The sequence below is a fragment of the Microbulbifer maximicatervae (SeqCode) genome, from assembly GCF_052467385.1.
On the sequence record NZ_CP174311.1, the window covers coordinates 1267501 to 1287500 of the forward strand.

The 20000-nt window shown below is 48.4% G+C and carries 13 protein-coding genes, 2 rRNA genes and 1 riboswitch (1 of these 16 running past the window's edge); of the genes, 11 read left to right on the top strand and 4 right to left on the bottom strand.

Annotated elements, in window-relative coordinates; translation table 11 throughout:
* Positions 1 to 2444, top strand: a 23S ribosomal RNA gene (locus ACJJIR_RS05575); it begins 438 nt to the left of the window's first position.
* Positions 2445 to 2647: 203 nt separating this feature from the next.
* Positions 2648 to 2763: ribosomal RNA gene (gene rrf / locus ACJJIR_RS05580) — 5S ribosomal RNA — on the top strand.
* An 862-nt stretch (positions 2764 to 3625) separates the two neighbouring features.
* Here the strand turns inward: rrf and ACJJIR_RS05585 are convergent.
* Both ACJJIR_RS05585 and ACJJIR_RS05590 read right to left on the bottom strand, forming a co-directional pair.
* The gene (locus ACJJIR_RS05585) at positions 3626 to 4741 is read right to left on the bottom strand and encodes a DUF3419 family protein (protein WP_444907597.1); all 1116 of its coding nucleotides are present in this window, start codon (positions 4739 to 4741) and stop codon (positions 3626 to 3628) included.
* A gap of 26 nt (positions 4742 to 4767) precedes the next feature.
* A complete protein-coding gene (locus ACJJIR_RS05590; RefSeq protein WP_444907598.1) occupies positions 4768 to 5910 on the bottom strand; it encodes an SDR family oxidoreductase in 1143 nt (380 codons plus the stop codon).
* A 775-nt stretch (positions 5911 to 6685) separates the two neighbouring features.
* On the opposite strand from ACJJIR_RS05590, the gene ACJJIR_RS05595 reads away from it, so the two are divergent.
* Positions 6686 to 8230 carry a thioredoxin domain-containing protein gene (locus ACJJIR_RS05595; RefSeq protein ID WP_444907599.1) on the top strand — a complete coding sequence of 515 codons (1545 nt, stop codon included), beginning with the start codon at positions 6686 to 6688 and terminating at the stop codon, positions 8228 to 8230.
* A 61-nt stretch (positions 8231 to 8291) separates the two neighbouring features.
* Here the strand turns inward: ACJJIR_RS05595 and ACJJIR_RS05600 are convergent, their stop codons facing one another.
* Positions 8292 to 9218: an SGNH/GDSL hydrolase family protein gene (locus ACJJIR_RS05600; protein WP_444907600.1), complete on the bottom strand. Its 927-nt coding sequence runs from the start codon at positions 9216 to 9218 to the stop codon at positions 8292 to 8294.
* Positions 9219 to 9480: 262 nt separating this feature from the next.
* Positions 9481 to 9579, top strand: a riboswitch (TPP riboswitch).
* A gap of 85 nt (positions 9580 to 9664) precedes the next feature.
* On the opposite strand from ACJJIR_RS05600, the gene thiC reads away from it, so the two are divergent.
* The 7 genes from thiC to ACJJIR_RS05635 all read left to right on the top strand — a co-directional run bounded on the left by thiC (position 9665) and on the right by ACJJIR_RS05635 (position 16804).
* Positions 9665 to 11575, top strand: a complete 1911-nt coding sequence (gene thiC / locus ACJJIR_RS05605; RefSeq protein ID WP_444907601.1) for a phosphomethylpyrimidine synthase ThiC — start codon at positions 9665 to 9667, stop codon at positions 11573 to 11575.
* Positions 11576 to 11686: 111 nt separating this feature from the next.
* Positions 11687 to 12769: a glycine oxidase ThiO gene (gene thiO, locus ACJJIR_RS05610; protein ID WP_444907602.1), complete on the top strand. Its 1083-nt coding sequence runs from the start codon at positions 11687 to 11689 to the stop codon at positions 12767 to 12769.
* Complete coding sequence (thiS, locus tag ACJJIR_RS05615; RefSeq protein ID WP_444907603.1) at positions 12769 to 12969, top strand: sulfur carrier protein ThiS; 201 nt, start codon at positions 12769 to 12771, stop codon at positions 12967 to 12969. The genes thiO and thiS overlap by 1 nt, the downstream gene beginning before the upstream one ends.
* 2 nt (positions 12970 to 12971) lie before the next feature.
* A complete protein-coding gene (locus tag ACJJIR_RS05620) occupies positions 12972 to 13778 on the top strand; it encodes a thiazole synthase (protein WP_108734076.1) in 807 nt (268 codons plus the stop codon).
* A gap of 7 nt (positions 13779 to 13785) precedes the next feature.
* Complete coding sequence (thiE, locus tag ACJJIR_RS05625) at positions 13786 to 15339, top strand: thiamine phosphate synthase (RefSeq protein WP_444907604.1); 1554 nt, start codon at positions 13786 to 13788, stop codon at positions 15337 to 15339.
* Entirely contained in the window at positions 15333 to 16082 is a 750-nt protein-coding gene (locus tag ACJJIR_RS05630; RefSeq protein ID WP_444896494.1) for a HesA/MoeB/ThiF family protein, read from the top strand. Before thiE ends, ACJJIR_RS05630 begins: the two co-directional genes overlap by 7 nt.
* A gap of 248 nt (positions 16083 to 16330) precedes the next feature.
* Positions 16331 to 16804 (top strand): Dps family protein, encoded by a 474-nt coding sequence (locus tag ACJJIR_RS05635; RefSeq protein WP_108734073.1) that lies wholly within the window; start codon positions 16331 to 16333, stop codon positions 16802 to 16804.
* A 33-nt stretch (positions 16805 to 16837) separates the two neighbouring features.
* On the opposite strand, the gene ACJJIR_RS05640 is transcribed toward ACJJIR_RS05635, so the two are convergent.
* Positions 16838 to 17716: a LysR family transcriptional regulator gene (locus ACJJIR_RS05640; RefSeq protein ID WP_444907605.1), complete on the bottom strand. Its 879-nt coding sequence runs from the start codon at positions 17714 to 17716 to the stop codon at positions 16838 to 16840.
* Positions 17717 to 17882: 166 nt separating this feature from the next.
* Here ACJJIR_RS05640 and ACJJIR_RS05645 point away from each other — a divergent pair, with 166 nt between their 5' ends.
* Positions 17883 to 19862 (top strand): acetoacetate--CoA ligase, encoded by a 1980-nt coding sequence (locus ACJJIR_RS05645; protein WP_444907606.1) that lies wholly within the window; start codon positions 17883 to 17885, stop codon positions 19860 to 19862.
* Positions 19863 to 20000 lie beyond the last annotated feature (138 nt).

Below are 20000 nucleotides of genomic sequence, written 5' to 3' on the forward strand. Positions count from 1 at the left end.
TGAACCAGTACCGTGAGGGAAAGGCGAAAAGAACCCCGGAGAGGGGAGTGAAATAGAACCTGAAACCGTATACGTACAAGCAGTAGGAGCCCTTCGGGGTGACTGCGTACCTTTTGTATAATGGGTCAGCGACTTATTGTCTGTAGCAAGGTTAACCGCTTAGGGGAGCCGTAGAGAAATCGAGTCTTAATAGGGCGTTTAGTTGCAGGCAATAGACCCGAAACCCGGCGATCTATCCATGGGCAGGTTGAAGGTTGAGTAACATCAACTGGAGGACCGAACCCACTAATGTTGAAAAATTAGGGGATGACCTGTGGATCGGAGTGAAAGGCTAATCAAGCCGGGAGATAGCTGGTTCTCCTCGAAAGCTATTTAGGTAGCGCCTCGCGTCTCACCCTCGGGGGTAGAGCACTGTTTGGGCTAGGGGGTCATCCCGACTTACCAACCCCATGCAAACTCCGAATACCGAGGAGTGCAATCGCGGGAGACACACGGCGGGTGCTAACGTCCGTCGTGGAAAGGGAAACAACCCAGACCGCCAGCTAAGGTCCCAAATATCAGTTAAGTGGGAAACGATGTGGGAAGGCCCAGACAGCTAGGAGGTTGGCTTAGAAGCAGCCATCCTTTAAAGAAAGCGTAATAGCTCACTAGTCGAGTCGGCCTGCGCGGAAGATATACCGGGGCTCAAACTGATAACCGAAGCTGCGGATGCTCTTAGGAGCATGGTAGAGGAGCGTTGTGTAAGCCGTTGAAGGTGGATCGGGAGGTCTGCTGGAGGTATCACAAGTGCGAATGCTGACATGAGTAACGATAAGGGAGGTGAAAAACCTCCCCGCCGGAAGACCAAGGGTTCCTGTCCAACGCTAATCGGGACAGGGTTAGTCGACCCCTAAGGCGAGGGCGAAAGCCGTAGTCGATGGGAAACAGGTTAATATTCCTGTACTCGCTATTACTGCGACGGAGTGACGGAGAAGGCTAGGCCAGCATGGCGATTGGTTGTCCATGTTTAAGGTTGTAGGCTGGGGACTTAGGCAAATCCGGGTCCCTAAGGCTGAGAACTGATGACGAAGCCCACTTAGTGGGTGAAGTGGTTGATGCCCTGCTTCCAGGAAAAACTTCTAAGCTTCAGGTAATAGTGAATCGTACTCTAAACCGACACAGGTGGTCAGGTAGAGAATACCAAGGCGCTTGAGAGAACTCTGGTGAAGGAACTAGGCAAAATGGTACCGTAACTTCGGGAGAAGGTACGCCGGTTTTGGTGATGGGACTTGCTCCCTAAGCTGAGGCCGGTCGAAGTGACCAGGTGGCTGCGACTGTTTATTAAAAACATAGCACTCTGCAAACTCGTAAGAGGACGTATAGGGTGTGACGCCTGCCCGGTGCCGGAAGGTTAATTGATGGGGTTAGCTTCGGCGAAGCTCTTGATCGAAGCCCCGGTAAACGGCGGCCGTAACTATAACGGTCCTAAGGTAGCGAAATTCCTTGTCGGGTAAGTTCCGACCTGCACGAATGGCGTAACGATGGCCACGCTGTCTCCACCAGAGACTCAGTGAAATTGAAATCGCTGTTAAGATGCAGTGTACCCGCGGCTAGACGGAAAGACCCCGTGAACCTTTACTACAGCTTTGCACTGAACTTTGAGCCTATTTGTGTAGGATAGGTGGGAGGCTTTGAAGCAGCGACGCTAGTTGTTGTGGAGCCGTCCTTGAAATACCACCCTGGTATGTTTGAGGTTCTAACTCTGGTCCGTTATCCGGATCGAGGACAGTGTATGGTGGGTAGTTTGACTGGGGCGGTCTCCTCCCAAAGAGTAACGGAGGAGTACGAAGGTGCACTCAGCATGGTCGGAAATCATGCAATGAGCATAATGGTATAAGTGCGCTTGACTGCGAGACAGACATGTCGAGCAGGTACGAAAGTAGGTCATAGTGATCCGGTGGTTCTGTATGGAAGGGCCATCGCTCAACGGATAAAAGGTACTCCGGGGATAACAGGCTGATACCGCCCAAGAGTTCACATCGACGGCGGTGTTTGGCACCTCGATGTCGGCTCATCACATCCTGGGGCTGAAGCCGGTCCCAAGGGTATGGCTGTTCGCCATTTAAAGTGGTACGCGAGCTGGGTTTAGAACGTCGTGAGACAGTTCGGTCCCTATCTGCCGTGGGCGTTGGAGATTTGAGAAGAGTTGCTCCTAGTACGAGAGGACCGGAGTGAACGAACCTCTGGTGTTCCGGTTGTCACGCCAGTGGCATTGCCGGGTAGCTATGTTCGGACGGGATAACCGCTGAAAGCATCTAAGCGGGAAGCCTCCTTCAAGATAAGATCTCCCTGAGGCCTTGAGCCTCCTGAAGGGCCGTGGAAGACTACCACGTTGATAGGCTGGGTGTGGAAGCGTTGTGAGGCGTTGAGCTAACCAGTACTAATTGCCCGTGCGGCTTGACCATACAACAGAGATGGTTACTAACGACTAGCTAAGCTAGCGGATTGTGAGTTAGAGACATACGATCGCTTGCGGTGTATTACTACAGATTGTTTTACCGACTTATTTGGGGTTATCGCCGGTCAATAATATGACCGAGGCAAACAGCGATAACGCGGCAGGCCAAGCACTTTGCTTATAAGACCAACGCCAACCCAAGCCAGTTTGCCTGACGACAATAGAGTTGTGGAACCACCTGATCCCTTGCCGAACTCAGAAGTGAAACGCAACATCGCCGATGGTAGTGTGGGGCTTCCCCATGTGAGAGTAGGTCATCGTCAGGCTTCTAATCCGAAAAGGGCCACCCAATAGGGTGGCCCTTTTTTTTATAGCTGAAAAAATATTTAAAAAAACAAAAATAAAAACAAAAAATAGGAATGAGAAAGCAGAAAATACTTAGTAGAAATTAAATAGAAAAAATAAAAATAGCTCTGAAAAATTTTAATGCTCAACTTTCTATTTAAAAAATCAGTCAGTAATTAAAAAAAGAAAAACCTAAAACTACCTGAGCACCTTAAACAGACGCTCTCCTAAAAAGCCTATAAAAATGGGTCTTTACCGATCTTCTCTCCAAATGCCTTTACACTCACTCAAAAAATAATCCAACAAAAATAACTCGCGTAAAACTCAGAAAAGTACCCATACCACTCCCGCCAAAAATTAAATTTAGCCGGTAAAAATATCGGTGATTTTTTAGTCTCTGCAGTAATCCCCTGTAACCACGGGGCCTGCAGCCCGTTTATTAAAGTTATGCACAACTCTATCCAGACTTTCTGTTAGTAACTCCAGACTGTGGAAATCCGCGTAAAACAAAACCCCTGCAAGTTTCCCTGTTGTTTGGATAGGGTGAAATACTTTTACTACCGGGCAGCACCTGCGCTGCCATGTGAGTCGTGCGCGATCCCGGAGCCGTGCCAGCTTGGAACACTGGAGGCGCCCATAGGGTAGTGTGGGACAGCCCTACCGGTGGTCTAAACCGGTATAGTGGTTTATCAGGCTTCTAATTCGAAAAAGGGCAGTCTAATAGGGCGGCCCTTTTTAGTGCCTGGGCTTGTACTCTAGCTTAGCTGGCGAGTCTTCTATTAGGAATTCCTAAAGGTAGCTGTCATTTAAATTACTGTAACAGCTATACATTGGTGAGGTAATTTAGTGTCCTCTTTTCACTCCAACATTAAAGCTATAAACAAACGATATATCGCTATTATTGAGCTCTTCCTCAAGAACTGGGTTAAAAGAAAATTTATTTTTTATAGAGTCAGGAATTATTCTTTTGGTAATAAAATGGCGCATGCAGAGGATGCTGTTTTCGCTAGCTGCTGAGTATATTGCGTTTAGTAGGGAAACAAAGCTCTTTTCATCAAGATAAGCTGAGACGTCAGAAATGGAGAATTTATCAATTTTATTTTCACAGTTGTATAAATATTGTTCTATCGGTGAGGTTACTATTTCTATGGCTGTTTTATCTAGTGCTCCCTTAATTACTGGGTAGTTATTTTTTTCCAAATATAAAGGCATTCCATATTCGGGGTTGTATTTTCCAGTTAGCAGGAATGTCATAAAGAAATTGTCGAGAACCAGGTGGTTCATTAGAGAGTGGTCCATTCTGCCTAATAAATACTCAGAGATTGACACTTCTTGTGGGATGTGTTCGTAGAACCCAGGATCTTTAAGGAAAGTTCTGAAGAAATATTTATTGGTAAGGAAATGCAAAAATGTTTTCCAGGTTGGGGTATTCCATTTGTTTTTAACAAACTCACGCTGTTCTTCAATGCTTTTTAGGTGAGTTAGAGTTTTTATTTTGCTGGGTCGAATAACTTTAATGATCATACTGATTAACTTGAAGTGCTTTTCGAAAGCGCCTTCATAAATAAACCCTTTTTCAATGATATTTATGTTGTTTGACCAAAATAACTCCGCCTTTTTTGATAAAGAGGATTTTATGTTGTCATAGATGTTTAATCTCTTTTTGCATGGGAGTATTCCTGAGAACCTTAAAAATTCCTCATAATTTAATTTCTGGATGCCAATTTTTTTTAGTTCCAAGAGATAGTTTTGGCTGGGATTCAAGTCAATGGCGGTTATTTTTTTGGGATTACCCAGTAGAAGGCTTAATACGCGATCTCCACCGCCAGTAACACATAAAATACTATCATTTTCATTGATATTTAGAGCTTTAAGCTCTGATCTTGAATCTTCATTTGGCCCTGAGTAACTGATTCTGTTTGCATAATGGGAAAGTGATATGTCACTAGGTTTGTTCATGGCATACCTGATCGGGCTGAATTTAGTTACGCTTGATTTAAAAAATAGTCCACCACTTTGGTCAGATAACTCTTGCTATTACGCCATTGATTCTGAACAGGGTGACCTAAGACTCTTTGGCTATTTGCGCTGCAAAACCTGAAGTCACTGTTTAAAAATGGTCCATTTTGCATTCTATTAATAATCTTAAGTATCCGCCTTTCTTTTTCTGGTAGGCTACTTAACAATACGTGGCTGTCTTGAATTTGCCTTAAATCTAGCTCAAAGTAATCGCGATTAAACTTAACGAATTCGTCGATTGTCATTGGGTTAGAGTCGGCAATATTAAAGTATTGGTTTTTTGTGAGTTCATGGTTGTTTGAAATCTTTAATATTGCATCACAGCAAGTGTCAACCGGAATGACATTGATAAGGCAGTTTGGAAGATATTTTAGGTGAATGGGGGTCTGTACATTCTGTTCTTTTAGTCTATTTAGCAGTTTTACATATTCATAGTAACCGAACTGAGAGTTTGTGTAGCCAGTCACCGAGTCTCCTAGGACAATAGTTGGCCTATAGATGGTGTATTCCAGGTTTTTGGACTTTGCGATTAAGTTCTCTGCTGCATTTTTGGTGTAATCATAAGCATTAAAAAATTCTTTAGGTTGATAGAGTTTTTCCTTTATGGTTACTCCGCTGGCATGATCTTTACCGGCAATAAAACTGGTTGATATTTGGTTGAACCGACATTTTGCTGCTACAGCAACCTCTATTAATCGTTCCACACCGATAACATTTGTATTAATGCTTTGTTGTAGGTTGCTATAGCTATAGCGCATGTCAGCTGCACAATTCCAAATTGAACCAATGTGTAGAGAGAGTAGTTGTCTGTAAGACCTAGAACTTAAGCTGAGCTTTGGCCTGTTCAAGTCTCCTGAAATGATTATAAGTCGGTCGAAATCATTTTTCGAAAGTTTGTAAATAGGATTGGCAAAACTATTTCTTTGTTTTAGTTGCTCGAATCGATCATGAATATCATTTCGCGCAATTAAAACTACTTTAAAACCTTTTCGTAATAATCCCCATGTTAAGTACTGGCCTATAAAGCCAAGACCACCAACAACCAGTTGTATTCTTTTCAGGTCTTGTATTTCTGAAAATTTTTCAAAGGTATGCTGGCTTTCTTTCATTGATCCATACGAACCAGTCATAGTGGTGAATTAGATGTGTGTTTCTTTAGCCCAAAAGAATTATTCTCCTTGAGAGTTACTTTTACTTTTTTACTGTGGAATATAAAAATTTGGTCTGGTGTCGGGTGTATCTTGAGGGTGCTTATGATTAACACAACTAAGCTATCCATCTATTTAACAAGGTCTATAGGCTCGCTGTGAAGTCAAACGATGGTAATAAGTGGTAGTCGTATCATGGTGATGTTATCCATTGCGAAAGTTGTACCAATAACTCGAGCTATGAATTTTCAGTAGAGTACCGTTGAGTAATTGTAGTACATCTGAGTATTTGGCCGTAGATTGACTGTAGATTCTCTATTTTTACTGTCCCCGTCATAAACGGATCTGGCATCACTGTAGGAGACTTGAATTTATTCTTCCGCTAAAGCGTCTTCTTATAGACGATTTGGAGTTTCCTGCAATCGATACTTTTGGCTATAGCTCTTATTGGATACTTCGATATGATCTATTGCTTGTTTTGGTTTCAAGATTTTCCCATGTAGTTTTAAAAGCGATTTCATATGGGGGGCAGTGATCTAAGGATCGAATAGGCTCGCGAAATTACTCAGGGTTAGTTTGTTGGATATTCCCTCTACTGGAGAGACGTTAGCTTAGATGCCAAAAAGCTTGCCTGGTTCTCATTTTTTGAACACGTTCTGAATAAAGCTTGCTGTAAGCGGCTGAAATGAGAATTGGTGAGTAAGATTGGTCAAAACCGGTAAAAGGAGAATTACCAGTGAATCGACTAAGGAATGTTATAGCAAAGTTAATGGCGTTGGGTATTTTGAGCCTAATGGGGGGGTGTTCAAAGGATGCGGAAATAACAGTAGGAACTAAAGTACTTGATCAACAACATATAGCTGCACGGATTGATGGCCAGGAGGTCAGCGTGGAGGCCTTGGATAAGGAGCTCCAGCTTGTGTTGTATGATATTGCTGAAATGGAGCATAAATTACGTCTCAACAAGCTGCATGAAATGATTGCCAAAACAGCAAAAGATGGTCAAGAAATAGAAGTTATGCTTCCCGTTCCAGAGCCACCACGGATAGATCTTGATTATGGCGGGCGCGCCGCTCGAGGAAATCCCGAAGCGCCTATAACAATTGCTGTGTTCTGCTCCTTTCAATCTCCCCACTGTAAATCCTTTCAGCCAACCTTGAGGCGTTTGTTGAGTGACTATTCTGGTTGGGTTCGCCAGGTAAATTTTGATTTTCCCCTTAAGTTCCATCGGGAGGGTATCAAAGCTGCTATTTCGGCTAAGTGCGCTGGTGAGCACAATATTTTTTGGGAATATCACGACGCCTTATACGCAAAAACTCCAAACCTTGGTGAGAAATCTTACTCCCAGACCGCAAGCAGTTTACTGATCGATGACAAGCAATTTAAAACCTGTATTGGAGATATGAATTATAAAGAAGTTGTTCTTGGGGATCAGGAAATTGCTTTAGGGCTTGGCCTTACAAATGTGCCGGTTGTTTTTATAAACGGTTTGTATCTAAAGGGCGCACGATCATTTGAGCAATATTCTTACTGGATAGAAAAGGAACTAATCAGGCTTGATATAGATCCTCAGCAAAAATATACATGGAAACAACAAAAAGATACTGAAAATCAATTACCTGTTACGGATCTACCTCTTGCCCTGGTAGGAGTTAGTGAATCGAGTATAGAGAATAAGTCCAAAGCTTTAATAGAAGTAAATGGGCAGAAGGCACAGAATTTTTCACTGGGGCAGTCTGTTCTTAAAGATGTCTTTCTGAAGCGTTTGAAAGGGCACTATGCCGTTATTGATAATCAGGGCTCCCTGGAGCGTCTGCTATTGCAAGGTGAAGAAGGTAATATTATCCCTTTAACTTTGTCCCATCAGCACGATGAGGATCTGCGCAAACGTATTGAACAGCCTCAGGGAGAAAACGGTAAAAAACTAATCGAGCCGGCTGGTGTCTTGACTCTTGGGCAAGAGTGGTTGGCGAAGCAACTCGAACAACGAGAATTCTTGGAGGCTAAATTTATTGAGGCGGAGCTGGAAGTTGAGGGCCACCATTTGATGCGCTTGGAGGGTGTGGCTAACAATGAGTTCTTTACTGCACTTGGGTTCGAGGAAAACGATGTGCTGTTGAGAGTCAATGACAGTTGGGTCCACAGTGGTCAGAATGAGCTGTGGAATGCTCTTACCAGTGGAAAAGTAATTGATGTCGCCTTTATGAGAAAAGGTTTGCCGCATAGATTGCAGTATGTGGTTGAAGAGAATGGTTACTTTGATGAGGATTTAGGTAAGTGAATTGATTAGGGCCCGCAGTATATTATTGCGGGCCCTGAATTTACCGAGCAGTAAAAGTTACTTATTTATCCGGATTTCCTTGCCACAGTAGATCAGCAACAATATTTTGTCCTTGAATGCTTGGGTGGAAACAGTCCCCACCATCAATATCATCTTTATTAAACTGAAAAGTCCCGGCATTTAACTCATCCTCACCGGTATATTCAGCAACAACTTCTACCCCATTCATACCGTTGTAACTTTCTGCTTCCTCAACAAGGATTTCATTATAACGTTGTTGGGCTGCGGCTATTCCGTTATAACGAGTAGCAAAGCTCTCTCCATTCATCGAGCCGCCATTTGTTGCAATTCGGCAAATTCCGAAAGTCGACCAGACACTCTCGCAATCTACGCGGGAATTACCGCTTTGCTTATCCAGACCAGCTGCCCGGAGATCGTGTACTCGTGGTACTGAGCCGAGTACTATCGTTGATCCGTTAGGGAGTCCATCGACTAATTTGTCCAGTCCAGCTTGAACTGCCGAGCGCCACTCGCTATCGGTGTAGAGTGGATCGTTACAGTTGGCTGGATCGACGCAATCCCGGTTACAGATGTCATTACCGCCCAATACTACCTCGACATGATCAGGTAAATTACTTTGGGATAGAATCCGATCGGCTTGAGTGGAGAAATTGTCGCCTCCACTACGCATCTCAGCACCGGATTCTGCTGCGCTTTTATTGGCAGCCATATTGGGGTAGTTAACTTTATATTTATCGTGAACACTCTCCACTGAATTGTCGTCACCATCAAACCAGGAATGCTCGGGTTGGTCCCCGCCGAGAAGACAAAATAGGTCCCAGAAATACTTATTGCGGGTACAGTCTGCACCGAATGCCATGGTAATACTGTCACCCGCAGCAACAGACTTGGAGGGGGCTGCCATTGCTGGCTGTATCGATAAGATGCTCAAACAGAGCGTTACTAGAACTCCATATTTATTCAACATTGTATTTTCTCCCACACCGACTTTCGCCGTAAGTTGTTATCGTTTTATTCACTGCTCCGGTAAACGAGAAGGAGTGTAGGACGCACTCAGATATTGTGAGTGGTGAATGCTTGAGACCCTTTGGTCAGTTATCAATAAATTGAAGTCTGTTGGAGTTTTGTCGCCGAGAGCATTGATTACTTTATTGGCGTTTCAAAGCTTTAGTTTTTCTGGAGCAGTTTTATGCCATCTGTTCTTCTTCTGGTGCTTCCACTATACTGCGCTCTACTTGTCGGAGTGCCTGTGGGCTGAGATCGCTGTTGCGAGATCCGTTGAACCTGATCGGGGTAACCCCCGCGTAGGGAACAAGATCTGAAGTCGCCTGTTTTGTTACAGTTTGGCGTCTTTTCTCTTTGTATGTGCCCTGGATGCTGCGACCTTTAAATTCCCAAGTTTTAAGGTTACGCATGTCTGAGATCATTGAACAATCCGGTAAAGCCGGAAAGTCCTCCCGCGCTGCCAGTCGCGATTCCGCTAAAGAATTTCTTGAGAATCTCACGGTTCAGTCTTTCCCTAACTCGAGCAAGGTGTATTTGCCCGGTGAAACTGCCGACATCCAGGTTGGTGCTCGTCAGATCTGTCTGGGAGATAGTTTGGTAGGGGGGGATGCAGAGAATCCGGTGTTTGAACCCAATGAGCCCCTCACCATTTACGACACTTCGGGCCCCTATTCCGAGCCCAAATTTAAAGTGGATGTACGGGAAGGGCTGCCCAAATTGCGCCAGGGCTGGATAGAGGCCCGTAGAGATACTGAACTGCTGGATTCTCGCCAGGCGGCCTACAGCCAGAAGCGTATGGCGGACCAGGGGCTGGATCATATCCGCTTTGAAAACCTTCCCAGCCCTCGCCGGGCCAAACCGGGACAGAATGTATCTCAGATGCACTATGCCCGCCGCGGCATTATTACCCCAGAGATGGAATTTATCGCTGTGCGCGAAAATATGGGGCGAGCCAAGTTGGCAGCGGAAATGAGTGAAAGTGAATACCAGAAGGCACGTGATGGTATTTACATCCCCGAGCAAATCACGCCGGAATTTGTGCGCCGGGAAGTTGCAGAAGGGCGGGCAATTATCCCGGCGAATATTAATCACCCGGAAGTGGAGCCGATGATTATCGGGCGCAACTTCCTGTGCAAGGTGAATGCAAATATTGGTAATTCAGCTGTGACTTCTTCCATTGAAGAGGAAGTGGAGAAACTGGTTTGGTCTACCAAGTGGGGCGCGGACACGGTGATGGATCTGTCTACCGGTGCCAATATCCACGAAACCCGCGAGTGGATTCTGCGCAACTCGCCAGTGCCCATCGGTACTGTGCCGATTTACCAGGCGCTGGAGAAAGTAAACGGAATTGCTGAAGATCTTAACTGGGATGTGTTCCGCGACACCTTGATTGAGCAGGCGGAGCAGGGGGTGGATTACTTCACTATTCATGCTGGCGTGCTTTTGCGCTATGTGCCGCTCACTGCCAAACGTATGACCGGGATTGTCTCTCGCGGTGGTTCCATTATGGCCAAATGGTGTCTCGCCCATCACCAAGAGAATTTCCTCTACACCCACTTCGAGGAAATCTGTGAGATTATGAAGGCTTACGATGTGAGCTTTAGTCTCGGTGATGGCCTGCGCCCGGGCTCCATTGCGGATGCTAACGATGAAGCCCAGTTTGGCGAGCTGCACACGCTTGGCGAGCTGACTGAAATTGCCTGGAAGCACGATGTTCAGACGATGATCGAAGGCCCCGGTCATGTGGCTATCCATAAGATCAAAGAAAATATGGATGAGCAGCTGAAGCACTGCCACGGCGCACCTTTCTACACTCTAGGTCCATTGACCACCGATATTGCTCCCGGCTACGACCACATTACTTCCGGCATCGGCGCTGCACTTATCGGCACTTACGGTTGCGCCATGCTCTGCTATGTGACCCCCAAAGAGCACCTGGGCCTACCCAATAAAGAGGATGTTAAAGAGGGCCTTATGGCCTATAAGATTGCGGCTCATGCCGCAGACTTGGCCAAAGGGCATCCGCGGGCACAGAAGCGCGATGACGCCCTGTCAAAAGCCCGCTTTGAATTCCGTTGGGAAGACCAGTTCAATCTCGGCTTGGACCCGGAGCGGGCACGCACCTATCACGATGAAACCTTGCCAAAGGAATCCGGCAAGGTAGCTCACTTCTGCTCCATGTGCGGCCCGAAATTCTGCTCCATGAAAATTACCCAGGATGTGCGCGATTATGCGGCCAAGCAGGAAGCGGCACAGGGCATGGAGGAAATGTCGATTAAATTTAAGGACATGGGTAGCGAGATTTATCACAAAGGCTGATGAGTATTTTGGGGGAGAGTCCTCTCCCCCAAGAATCGGATAGCAAAAGTACGGCGAGTGCGTAGAGCATATTGCTGAGTGTCGATTTGGATTTGCGAAGATAGGTGGTCTGTGACAAGCGAAACCAAAGCCAAAGCCAAAGTAGCTATTGCCGGTGGTGGCCTGTTAGGTCGCTTGCTCGCCTGGCGGCTCTGCCAACGGGAACTGGATATTACCCTGTTTGAAGCGGGTGATCTGTCGGCGCCAGTCGGGGGAGCCTGCTGGACGGCAGCGGGAATGATCTCACCACTATCGGAATTGGTGCACAGCGATAAACAGATTTACAACCTGGGGCTGAAAAGCCTTGAGCTTTGGTCTGAGTGGGCCCGGCAGCTGGAGGAGCGGAGTGGGCAGGACGTGGAATACCGCAGGGCGGGCTCAGTGCTGGTTGCTCACGGCAAGGATAAAAGTGAGCTGCTGCAATTCCTGCGGGAGTTACAGGGCAAGTTGGGTGAATCTGCCAGGAAGCAGGTGCAGCCACTCGATAGTAATACTTTAGCGAAATTAGAGCCCTCCTTACACGGCTTTGAACAGGGGCTTTACCTGCGGGGTGAGGCGGATATCAATAATCACCGCTTATTGCCTGCGTTACTCAGAGTATTGCGCCGAGGAGCTGTCACTCTGCGAGAGCACAGCAAGGTAAATTGCGAAGTCGGGTATATCTCTGTGAACTCGGAGCGCGAACAATTTGATTGCGTGATCGACTGCCGTGGTCTCGGTGCCAAGGGGCAGATTGAAGGCTTACGCGGTGTCCGTGGTGAGGTGATGGTGGTGGAATCCCGGGAAGTGGTTTTGCAGCGTCCAGTGCGTCTGCTCCACCCGCGCTATAAGCTCTATGCTGTACCACGCAGCGATGGACGCACAGTAATTGGCGCCACGGAAATTGAGAGTGAAGACCAGTCGCCCATTTCCGTGCGCTCCAGTATGGAATTGTCTTCCGCGCTTTACTCCCTCAACCCGGCTTTTGCCGAGGCTCGTATTGTTGAGACCCGCGTAAATTGTCGCCCCGCCACTATGGATAATATGCCTTATATCCACAGCGAGGACGGGCTGATTAGGGTGAATGGCCTTTACCGTCACGGTTATCTTTTAGCGCCGGCAGTAGTGGAGCAAGTGGAGAATCAAGTGGCACAACAACTGTTACAGGTGGTTTGATGCAGGTACTAATTAATGGGGAAACACAGAGCCTTGAATCCCCGCTAAAACTCTCTGCGCTTTTACAGCAGCTCGGCTATCGCGGAGAAACGTTTGCCGTTGCGGTCAACGGTGGATTTATTCCCCGTACGGAATATAGCAATACTGAGATAAATAACGACGATAGCCTGGATATTGTTGCTCCGGTAGTGGGGGGGTAAAGGTGAGCGATCTATTAACACTTTACGGAAAAACATTTAACAGCCGGCTTTTGGTGGGCACCGCCCTGTATCCCTCCCCAGCGATTATGCGCGAATCCGTGCAAGCCTCAGCTTCGGAAATTATTACTTTGTCTCTACGCCGGCAAAATCCGGCACAGCAGCAAGACAATCGATTTTGGGATTATATTCGCGAGTCCGGTTGTCAGTTGTTGCCCAATACCGCCGGTTGTAAATCGCCGCGAGAAGCGGTGGAGCTGGCAAAAATGTCCCAGGAAATTTTCCAGACCGATTGGCTCAAGCTGGAAGTGATTGGTGATGATTACAATTTGCAGCCAGACCCCTTTGGTCTGGTAGAAGCTGCACGGGAATTAATTCAGTTAGGCTTCAAGGTTTTGCCTTATTGCACAGATGACCTGGTGCTGTGTCGAAAACTTTTGGATGTGGGCTGCGAGGTATTAATGCCCTGGGGGGCTCCCATCGGTACCGGACAGGGGCTGCTCAATAAATATAACCTACAAACACTGCGCGAGCGTCTGAGTGATGTACCGCTTATTATTGACGCCGGAATCGGTGCGCCATCACAGGCGGCAGAAGCACTGGAGATGGGCTTTGATGCGGTGTTATTGAATACCGCGATTGCAAAAGCCCAGGATCCGGTACTGATGGCTAATGCTTTTAAACTGGCTGTGGAATCCGGGCGCGCCGCCTTTAATGCCGGCTTGATGCTCAGGCGTCAAACTGCCAGCCCCAGCACCCCCACCCTGGATATGCCTTTCTGGCAGCAGGCAGAGAGCATATTGCAGGATTAGTATTTTTATGCGCGATCAACTCCAATTGAAAAAGCCAATTGTCTGGACCATTGCCGGCAGTGACTCCGGCGGTGGCGCCGGCATTCAGGCGGACCTGCTGACTTTTGCCGACCTCGGCTGCCATGGTTGTAGTGCTATCACGGCCAATACTGCACAGAATACGGTGGAAGTTACTGCAATTAATGCAGTTTCCCTAGAGGTCTTGGGTTCTCAGTTACAGGCTTTACAGCGGGATCTATTTCCTGCCGCAATTAAAATCGGTCTGCTAGCGAATGCTGAACAAGTTGTTGCGGTGGCAGATTTCCTGCGCCAGCTGAAAGCGGTGCAACCGGTTCCGGTTATTTACGACCCGGTTGCTGTTGCTACCAACGGAGCCGGGCTCACCGAAGGGAATATTACCGCAACGGTGTTGGCTCAGTTGATGCCACAGTGTGATCTGGTTACTCCCAATTTACATGAATTGGAATGGCTTACCGGAGCCAGTGTCACGGGTGCGGAATCTATTGTGCAAGCTGCGCGTCAGTTGCACGCCCACGGCGGTACTGCAATTTTAGTTACCGGCGGCCATACGCAATTGCGTGCGGGAGAAGTTTCCGACTTACTGTGGGATGGTGAAAAGGCCGATTGGTTTATTGGTCGGGAAGTGTCCAGTGCAGGCACACATGGCACTGGCTGCACTCTGTCCTCCGCTATTACCGCTTGTCGCGCTTTGGGCTACCCGTTGCGAGATGCCTGCGTTGTGGGTAAAGCCTATGTACAGCGGGGCTTGCGCCGGGGAAATAATGCACATATCGGCGCTGGTGCTGGACCTGTAGGCCACTGTGGCTGGCCCCTGGATTTAATCGACTTCCCGGAGATTTTAGTGCCGGGAGAAGAGCGTGCGCTGGATTATGGTTTTGGTGCGGCCCAGCCTCTTGTTCAAGGGTTTGCCCAAACAGACTCTCAAGCATTGGGTTTATATCCGGTAGTGGGTACAGTGGAGTGGTTGCAGCGCCTGGCTGAGCTGGGGGTGCGTACTTTACAACTGCGAATAAAGAATCCGGGTGGGGACCTGCGCGCACAGATTGAGCGTGCAGTGGCTATTGGCAGGACGTATAACCTGCGCCTGTTTATCAATGACTACTGGCAGTTGGCGATTGAGTGCGGTGCCTACGGCGTGCATTTGGGCCAGGAGGATTTGCAGTCTGCTGATCTCAGAGCAATTCAAGCGGCAGGATTGAAGCTGGGTATCAGTACCCACGGCTTCTATGAATTACTATTGGCCTACCGTTATCGCCCCAGCTACTTGGCGATTGGTGCAATTTATGCGACCAACACCAAGGATATGTCGGATCAGTTGCAGGGCGTGCAGAAACTTGCACGAATGGCGGCACTATTGCCCGATTATCCACTCGTGGCAATTGGTGGTATTAATATGCAGCGGGCCAGTGAGGTTGTCGCTAGTGGCGTTGGCAGTATCGCCGTGGTCAGCGCTATTACTAAAGCAAAAGATTACAAGCAGGCGGTTGCCGATTTTAATGTCCTGTTGAAAGGTAAGCATGCGGAAGTAGAGCCATGTTAAGTAGTAAGGAATTACAGCGTTACAGTCGCCAAATAATGTTGCCCCAGGTGGGTGAAGAAGGGCAGAAAAAACTGTCTTCTGCTCGAATTATGATTGTTGGTTTAGGTGGGCTCGGCAGCCCGGCAGCGATGTATCTGGCCGCAGCCGGTATTGGAGAGCTGCACCTGGTGGATGGTGATCATATCGATCTCTCCAATTTACAGCGCCAGGTTTTGTATAAAACCAATCACCAGGGAAAATCCAAAGCCATGGTGGCTGCACAACAATTGGCTGCAGCCAATCCAACTATTCGCATTCACCCCCACAGCCAAATGGCGAATGAATCCTGGCTGCGCGAGCAGGTAAAACAGGTGGATCTGGTGTTGGACTGCACCGATAACCTGGAAATCCGCCATACGATCAACCGGGTTTGTTATCAGGCCGGGTGTCCGGTGGTAATGGCATCGGTGCAGGGTTTTTCCGGCCAGCTGATTAGTTTTGATTTTTCTGAAGGAAAAGGTCCCTGTTATGCCTGCCTGTTTCCGCCCCAGGAGCAGGCTGAAGTCCAGAACTGCTCTACAGCAGGTGTGATCGGCCCTGCGCTGGGGGTAGTTGGTAGCATGCAGGCTCTGGAGGCCATGAAATACCTGATGGATTTGCCGGTATCGAGCTTGAATAAATTGCACTTAATCGAGACGGAAACCTTAGCTCTGCAAACTTTGCAGCTGCCGAGCCATAGTAATTGCCCGGTTTGTAGTGCCTGACTTCTTGTGTTTTCAGCGGGGGTCTCGATAAATAGTTTTATTTGGATAGTCCCTTATTGGCAATGTCTTGTCGCAAAATTTTCTTCCAATAGCCGGGTTAAAATTCACGCCATTTTTGTACCTTATAAATCTTACTTGTCTATATAAATAAGCTATTGGCTCGATAGCTTGTGAGAAGTGAATAAAGGTACCAAAATGGCCTTATAACCATTTCGGTGACAACAGTTTTTGGAAGAGGGATTTGTATTATGAAAAAAATCGATATTGGTATCAGTGAAAAGGATCGGGAAAAGATTGCTGCCGGTTTGAAACATTTGTTGGCAGATAGCTACACCCTTTACCTGCAAACCCACAACTTCCACTGGAATGTTACTGGGCCTCTGTTCCGCGAATTACACCTGATGTTTGAAGAGCATTACACCGAGCTGGCCACTGCAGTAGATGATATTGCCGAGCGCATTCGTACCCTCGGGGTTTCCGCTCCCGGTACTTACCAGGCTTTTGCTCAACTCAGCTCCATCAAAGAAGTTGTTGAGGTACCACCGGCGGAAGAAATGGTAAAAATTCTCACTAAAGGGCATGAGCAAGTGATCAAAACTTGTCGTGAAGTTTTAAAAGATGCCCAGGCGGGAGAAGATGAATCTACAGTTGCCCTGGTATCTGATCGTATGAGAGTTCACGAGAAAACGGCTTGGATGCTGCGCGCAACCAGCAGTCACTAGTCGCTCAAATAAGTAGAGGTGCTTTGATAGACCTCAACCAGTAATCGCGGATAAAAACGCGGTTGCTGGTGCCGACAAGGTGCCACGGCTCTTTAATAACACCCCCACCTCCTGACTCACTACTGGCGCCGATAGCGGCAGGCATTCCAGTCCATATTCCCGAACCTGTGTTTCACACAAGCTCGGTACTGCACTAATCCCCATTCCCGCACGTATTAACTGGCCGATTGTGCTTAATTGATTAGCTTCGCAGATATAGTGAACGCCTTTGCCACTTTGCCCGAAGGCCTCATCGGTCCAGCGCCTCACCGCTGAGCCGCGGTTCATAGCAATAAAAGGAAAACTGGCCAGGTCACTCCAGCGCACTTTTCCTTTTTCGCTGAGGGGGTGCTGGGGTGGTATGACTGCGATAAAACGATCCCGGTGTAGGGGCACAAACTCAAGCCCACCTAAATCCTCGGGGTGAAAACTGATGCCCAGCTCTGCCCGGCCATCCTGCACCGCTTGGGTTACTCGTTCCATCACCACATCTTCCAACAGGATATTGATTTGTGGGTATTGGCGGTGAAACTTGGCTAATAATTGGGGGAGTTGGTTGAGCGCATAGGCGGGAATTACTGCCAAGCGCAACTGCCCACGCTCCAGGCGAAAGGCCTGCTGTACCGCATCCAGGGATTGATCCCAGTTGTGCAGTAGTTGTTCGGCGCGAGAGAGAAATTCCTCACCCTCTGGGGTGAGAGTGAGTTGGCGGGCTTCTCGACTGAAAAGCGGACCGCCAGTCGCATCCTCCAGATTGCGGATGGCAATGGACAGGGCTGGCTGGGAAGTGTGCAATTGAGCGCTGGCCTGGGCCAAGCTGCGGCTGCGGGCCACTGTGACAAAGGCGCGTAGTTGTTTGATTGTGGCACTCACGGCGGCAGATCCCTGGGGAGTTGATAGATTTGGTTATGTTAACTTTTATTTAATAAATCTAAAAAAGATTAAAATAGTTTTAAGTGGTGGGGCAGGGCATGATTGCTCCCCTTGTGCCCGAGAGGGCGATTCGAAAACACAATAATGAGCCACAAGGTCTGTTGAAATGAAGGACAACTCCCAACCGCTCTGGCAACCCAGCGCAGAGGCTATTGCCGCCACCCAGATGGATGAGTTTCGTCGCAGGGTCAACCAGCAATACCAGCTGGATCTCAATGATTACGAGGCCTTATATCAGTGGTCAGTAGATAATCGCGAAGCTTTCTGGCGGGAGTTGTGGGATTACACCGGAGTTATTGCTGCAGATAAGGGTGATGAGACACTCAGTAACGATTCCATGCCCGGTGCGCAGTGGTTTCCACAGGCACGCCTGAACTTTGCTGAGAACCTGCTGCGTTTTCGCGATGACAAGGCTGCCCTGGTCGAGCGCCTGGAGAGCGGTAGCCGCCGTGAGCTGAGCTACAAGGAGCTGTACGATCGGGTGGAGCGCCTGTCAGCGGCCCTCGTTGCCCAGGGCGTTGTTGAGGGGGATCGGGTAGCGGGCTTTATGCCCAATGTGATTGATACCGTAGTGGCCATGTTGGCCACCACCAGCCTCGGTGCTATCTGGACCTCCTGCTCACCAGACTTTGGTATCAATGGAGTATTTGACCGCTTTGGCCAGGTGCAGCCGAAAGTACTATTTGCTTGTGAAGGATACTTCTATAACGGCAAGGTTATTGATTCACTGCCGCGTCTGCGTGAGATCATGCAGCGAATCGAATCCATAGAAACTTTGGTAGTGGTACCGGTTGCGCGCTCAGAAGAGGAAACTGCTCAGGTACTAGCGGCAGAGCCGCTGGGTAAGTCGGTACTACTGCAAGCTTTTGAAGCAGCGGCGCCCGCTCGCGCACTCTCCTTTGTACAAACCGAATTTAATCACCCCCTGTACATCATGTACTCCTCAGGTACTACTGGTGTACCCAAGTGCATCGTCCACGGAGTGGGGGGCACTTTGCTCCAACATCTGAAGGAGCATCGCTTGCACGGCGATCTGCGCCGTGAGGATACACTTTTCTACTTCACCACCTGTGGCTGGATGATGTGGAACTGGCTGGTGAGTGGCCTGGCTTGTGGGGCGACTCTAGTACTGTTTGATGGCTCACCTTTCTACCCTTCATCCCAAAGTCTATGGGATATGACCGATGAAGAGGGAATCAGTGTGTTTGGCACCAGTGCCAAATATATTGCTGCGCTGGAGAAGAGTGGCTGCAAACCCCGGGAGACCCACAAACTGGAGAAATTGCGTGCGGTGCTCTCCACAGGCTCTCCGCTGGCCCACGAAGGCTTCCGTTACGTCTACAGAGATATAAAAGCAGATCTCTGCTTATCCTCTATTTCCGGCGGCACCGATATTGTGTCTTGCTTTGCCCTTGGCAACCCAACTTTACCGGTCTATGCCGGTGAATTGCAGTGTCGCGGCTTGGGTATGGCGGTGGAAGTCTGGAATGATACGGGCAGTCCAGTGGTTGAAGAGAAAGGGGAGCTGGTTTGCTCCAAATCCTTCCCCTGTATGCCGATTGGCTTCTGGAATGATCCAGATGGAGCCAAGTACCGCAGTGCTTACTTTGAAAATTGGCCTGGTGTATGGGCGCATGGGGACTATGCCGAGATTACGGCACACGGTGGTGTTGTAATCTATGGCCGCTCCGATGCAGTACTTAATCCCGGCGGTGTGCGTATCGGAACCGCAGAGATTTACCGCCAGGTGGAGAAAGTCGAGGAGGTGCTAGATAGTATCTGTATCGGCCAGCCCTGGCACGACGATGTACGGGTAGTGCTGTTTGTGGTTTTGCGAGAGGGTGTTGTACTGGACGAGGATCTGACCCAGAAAATCCGCTCCACGATTCGCGCCAATACCACGCCTCGCCATGTACCGGCCAAGGTGATCCAGGTGGCGGATATTCCTAAAACTATCAGCGGTAAGATTGTGGAACTGGCTGTGCGCAATGTGGTGGAGGGTAAACCGGTTAAAAATAAAGAGGCCCTGGCCAACCCTGAAGCCTTATCGCTATTTGAAAAGCTGCCGGAGTTGGCAGAGGAGTAAGTTAGGGAGCCTCTGAACAACTCCGTGATACCTCTGCATGCCCCGAAGGGCGGGCCTTGAAGGCCACAGCTGCTGCGTTGCAGCTCTTGCAAAGGGCTACGGCCATTCGCGGCGAGCTGCGCCTAACATCTGCAACCT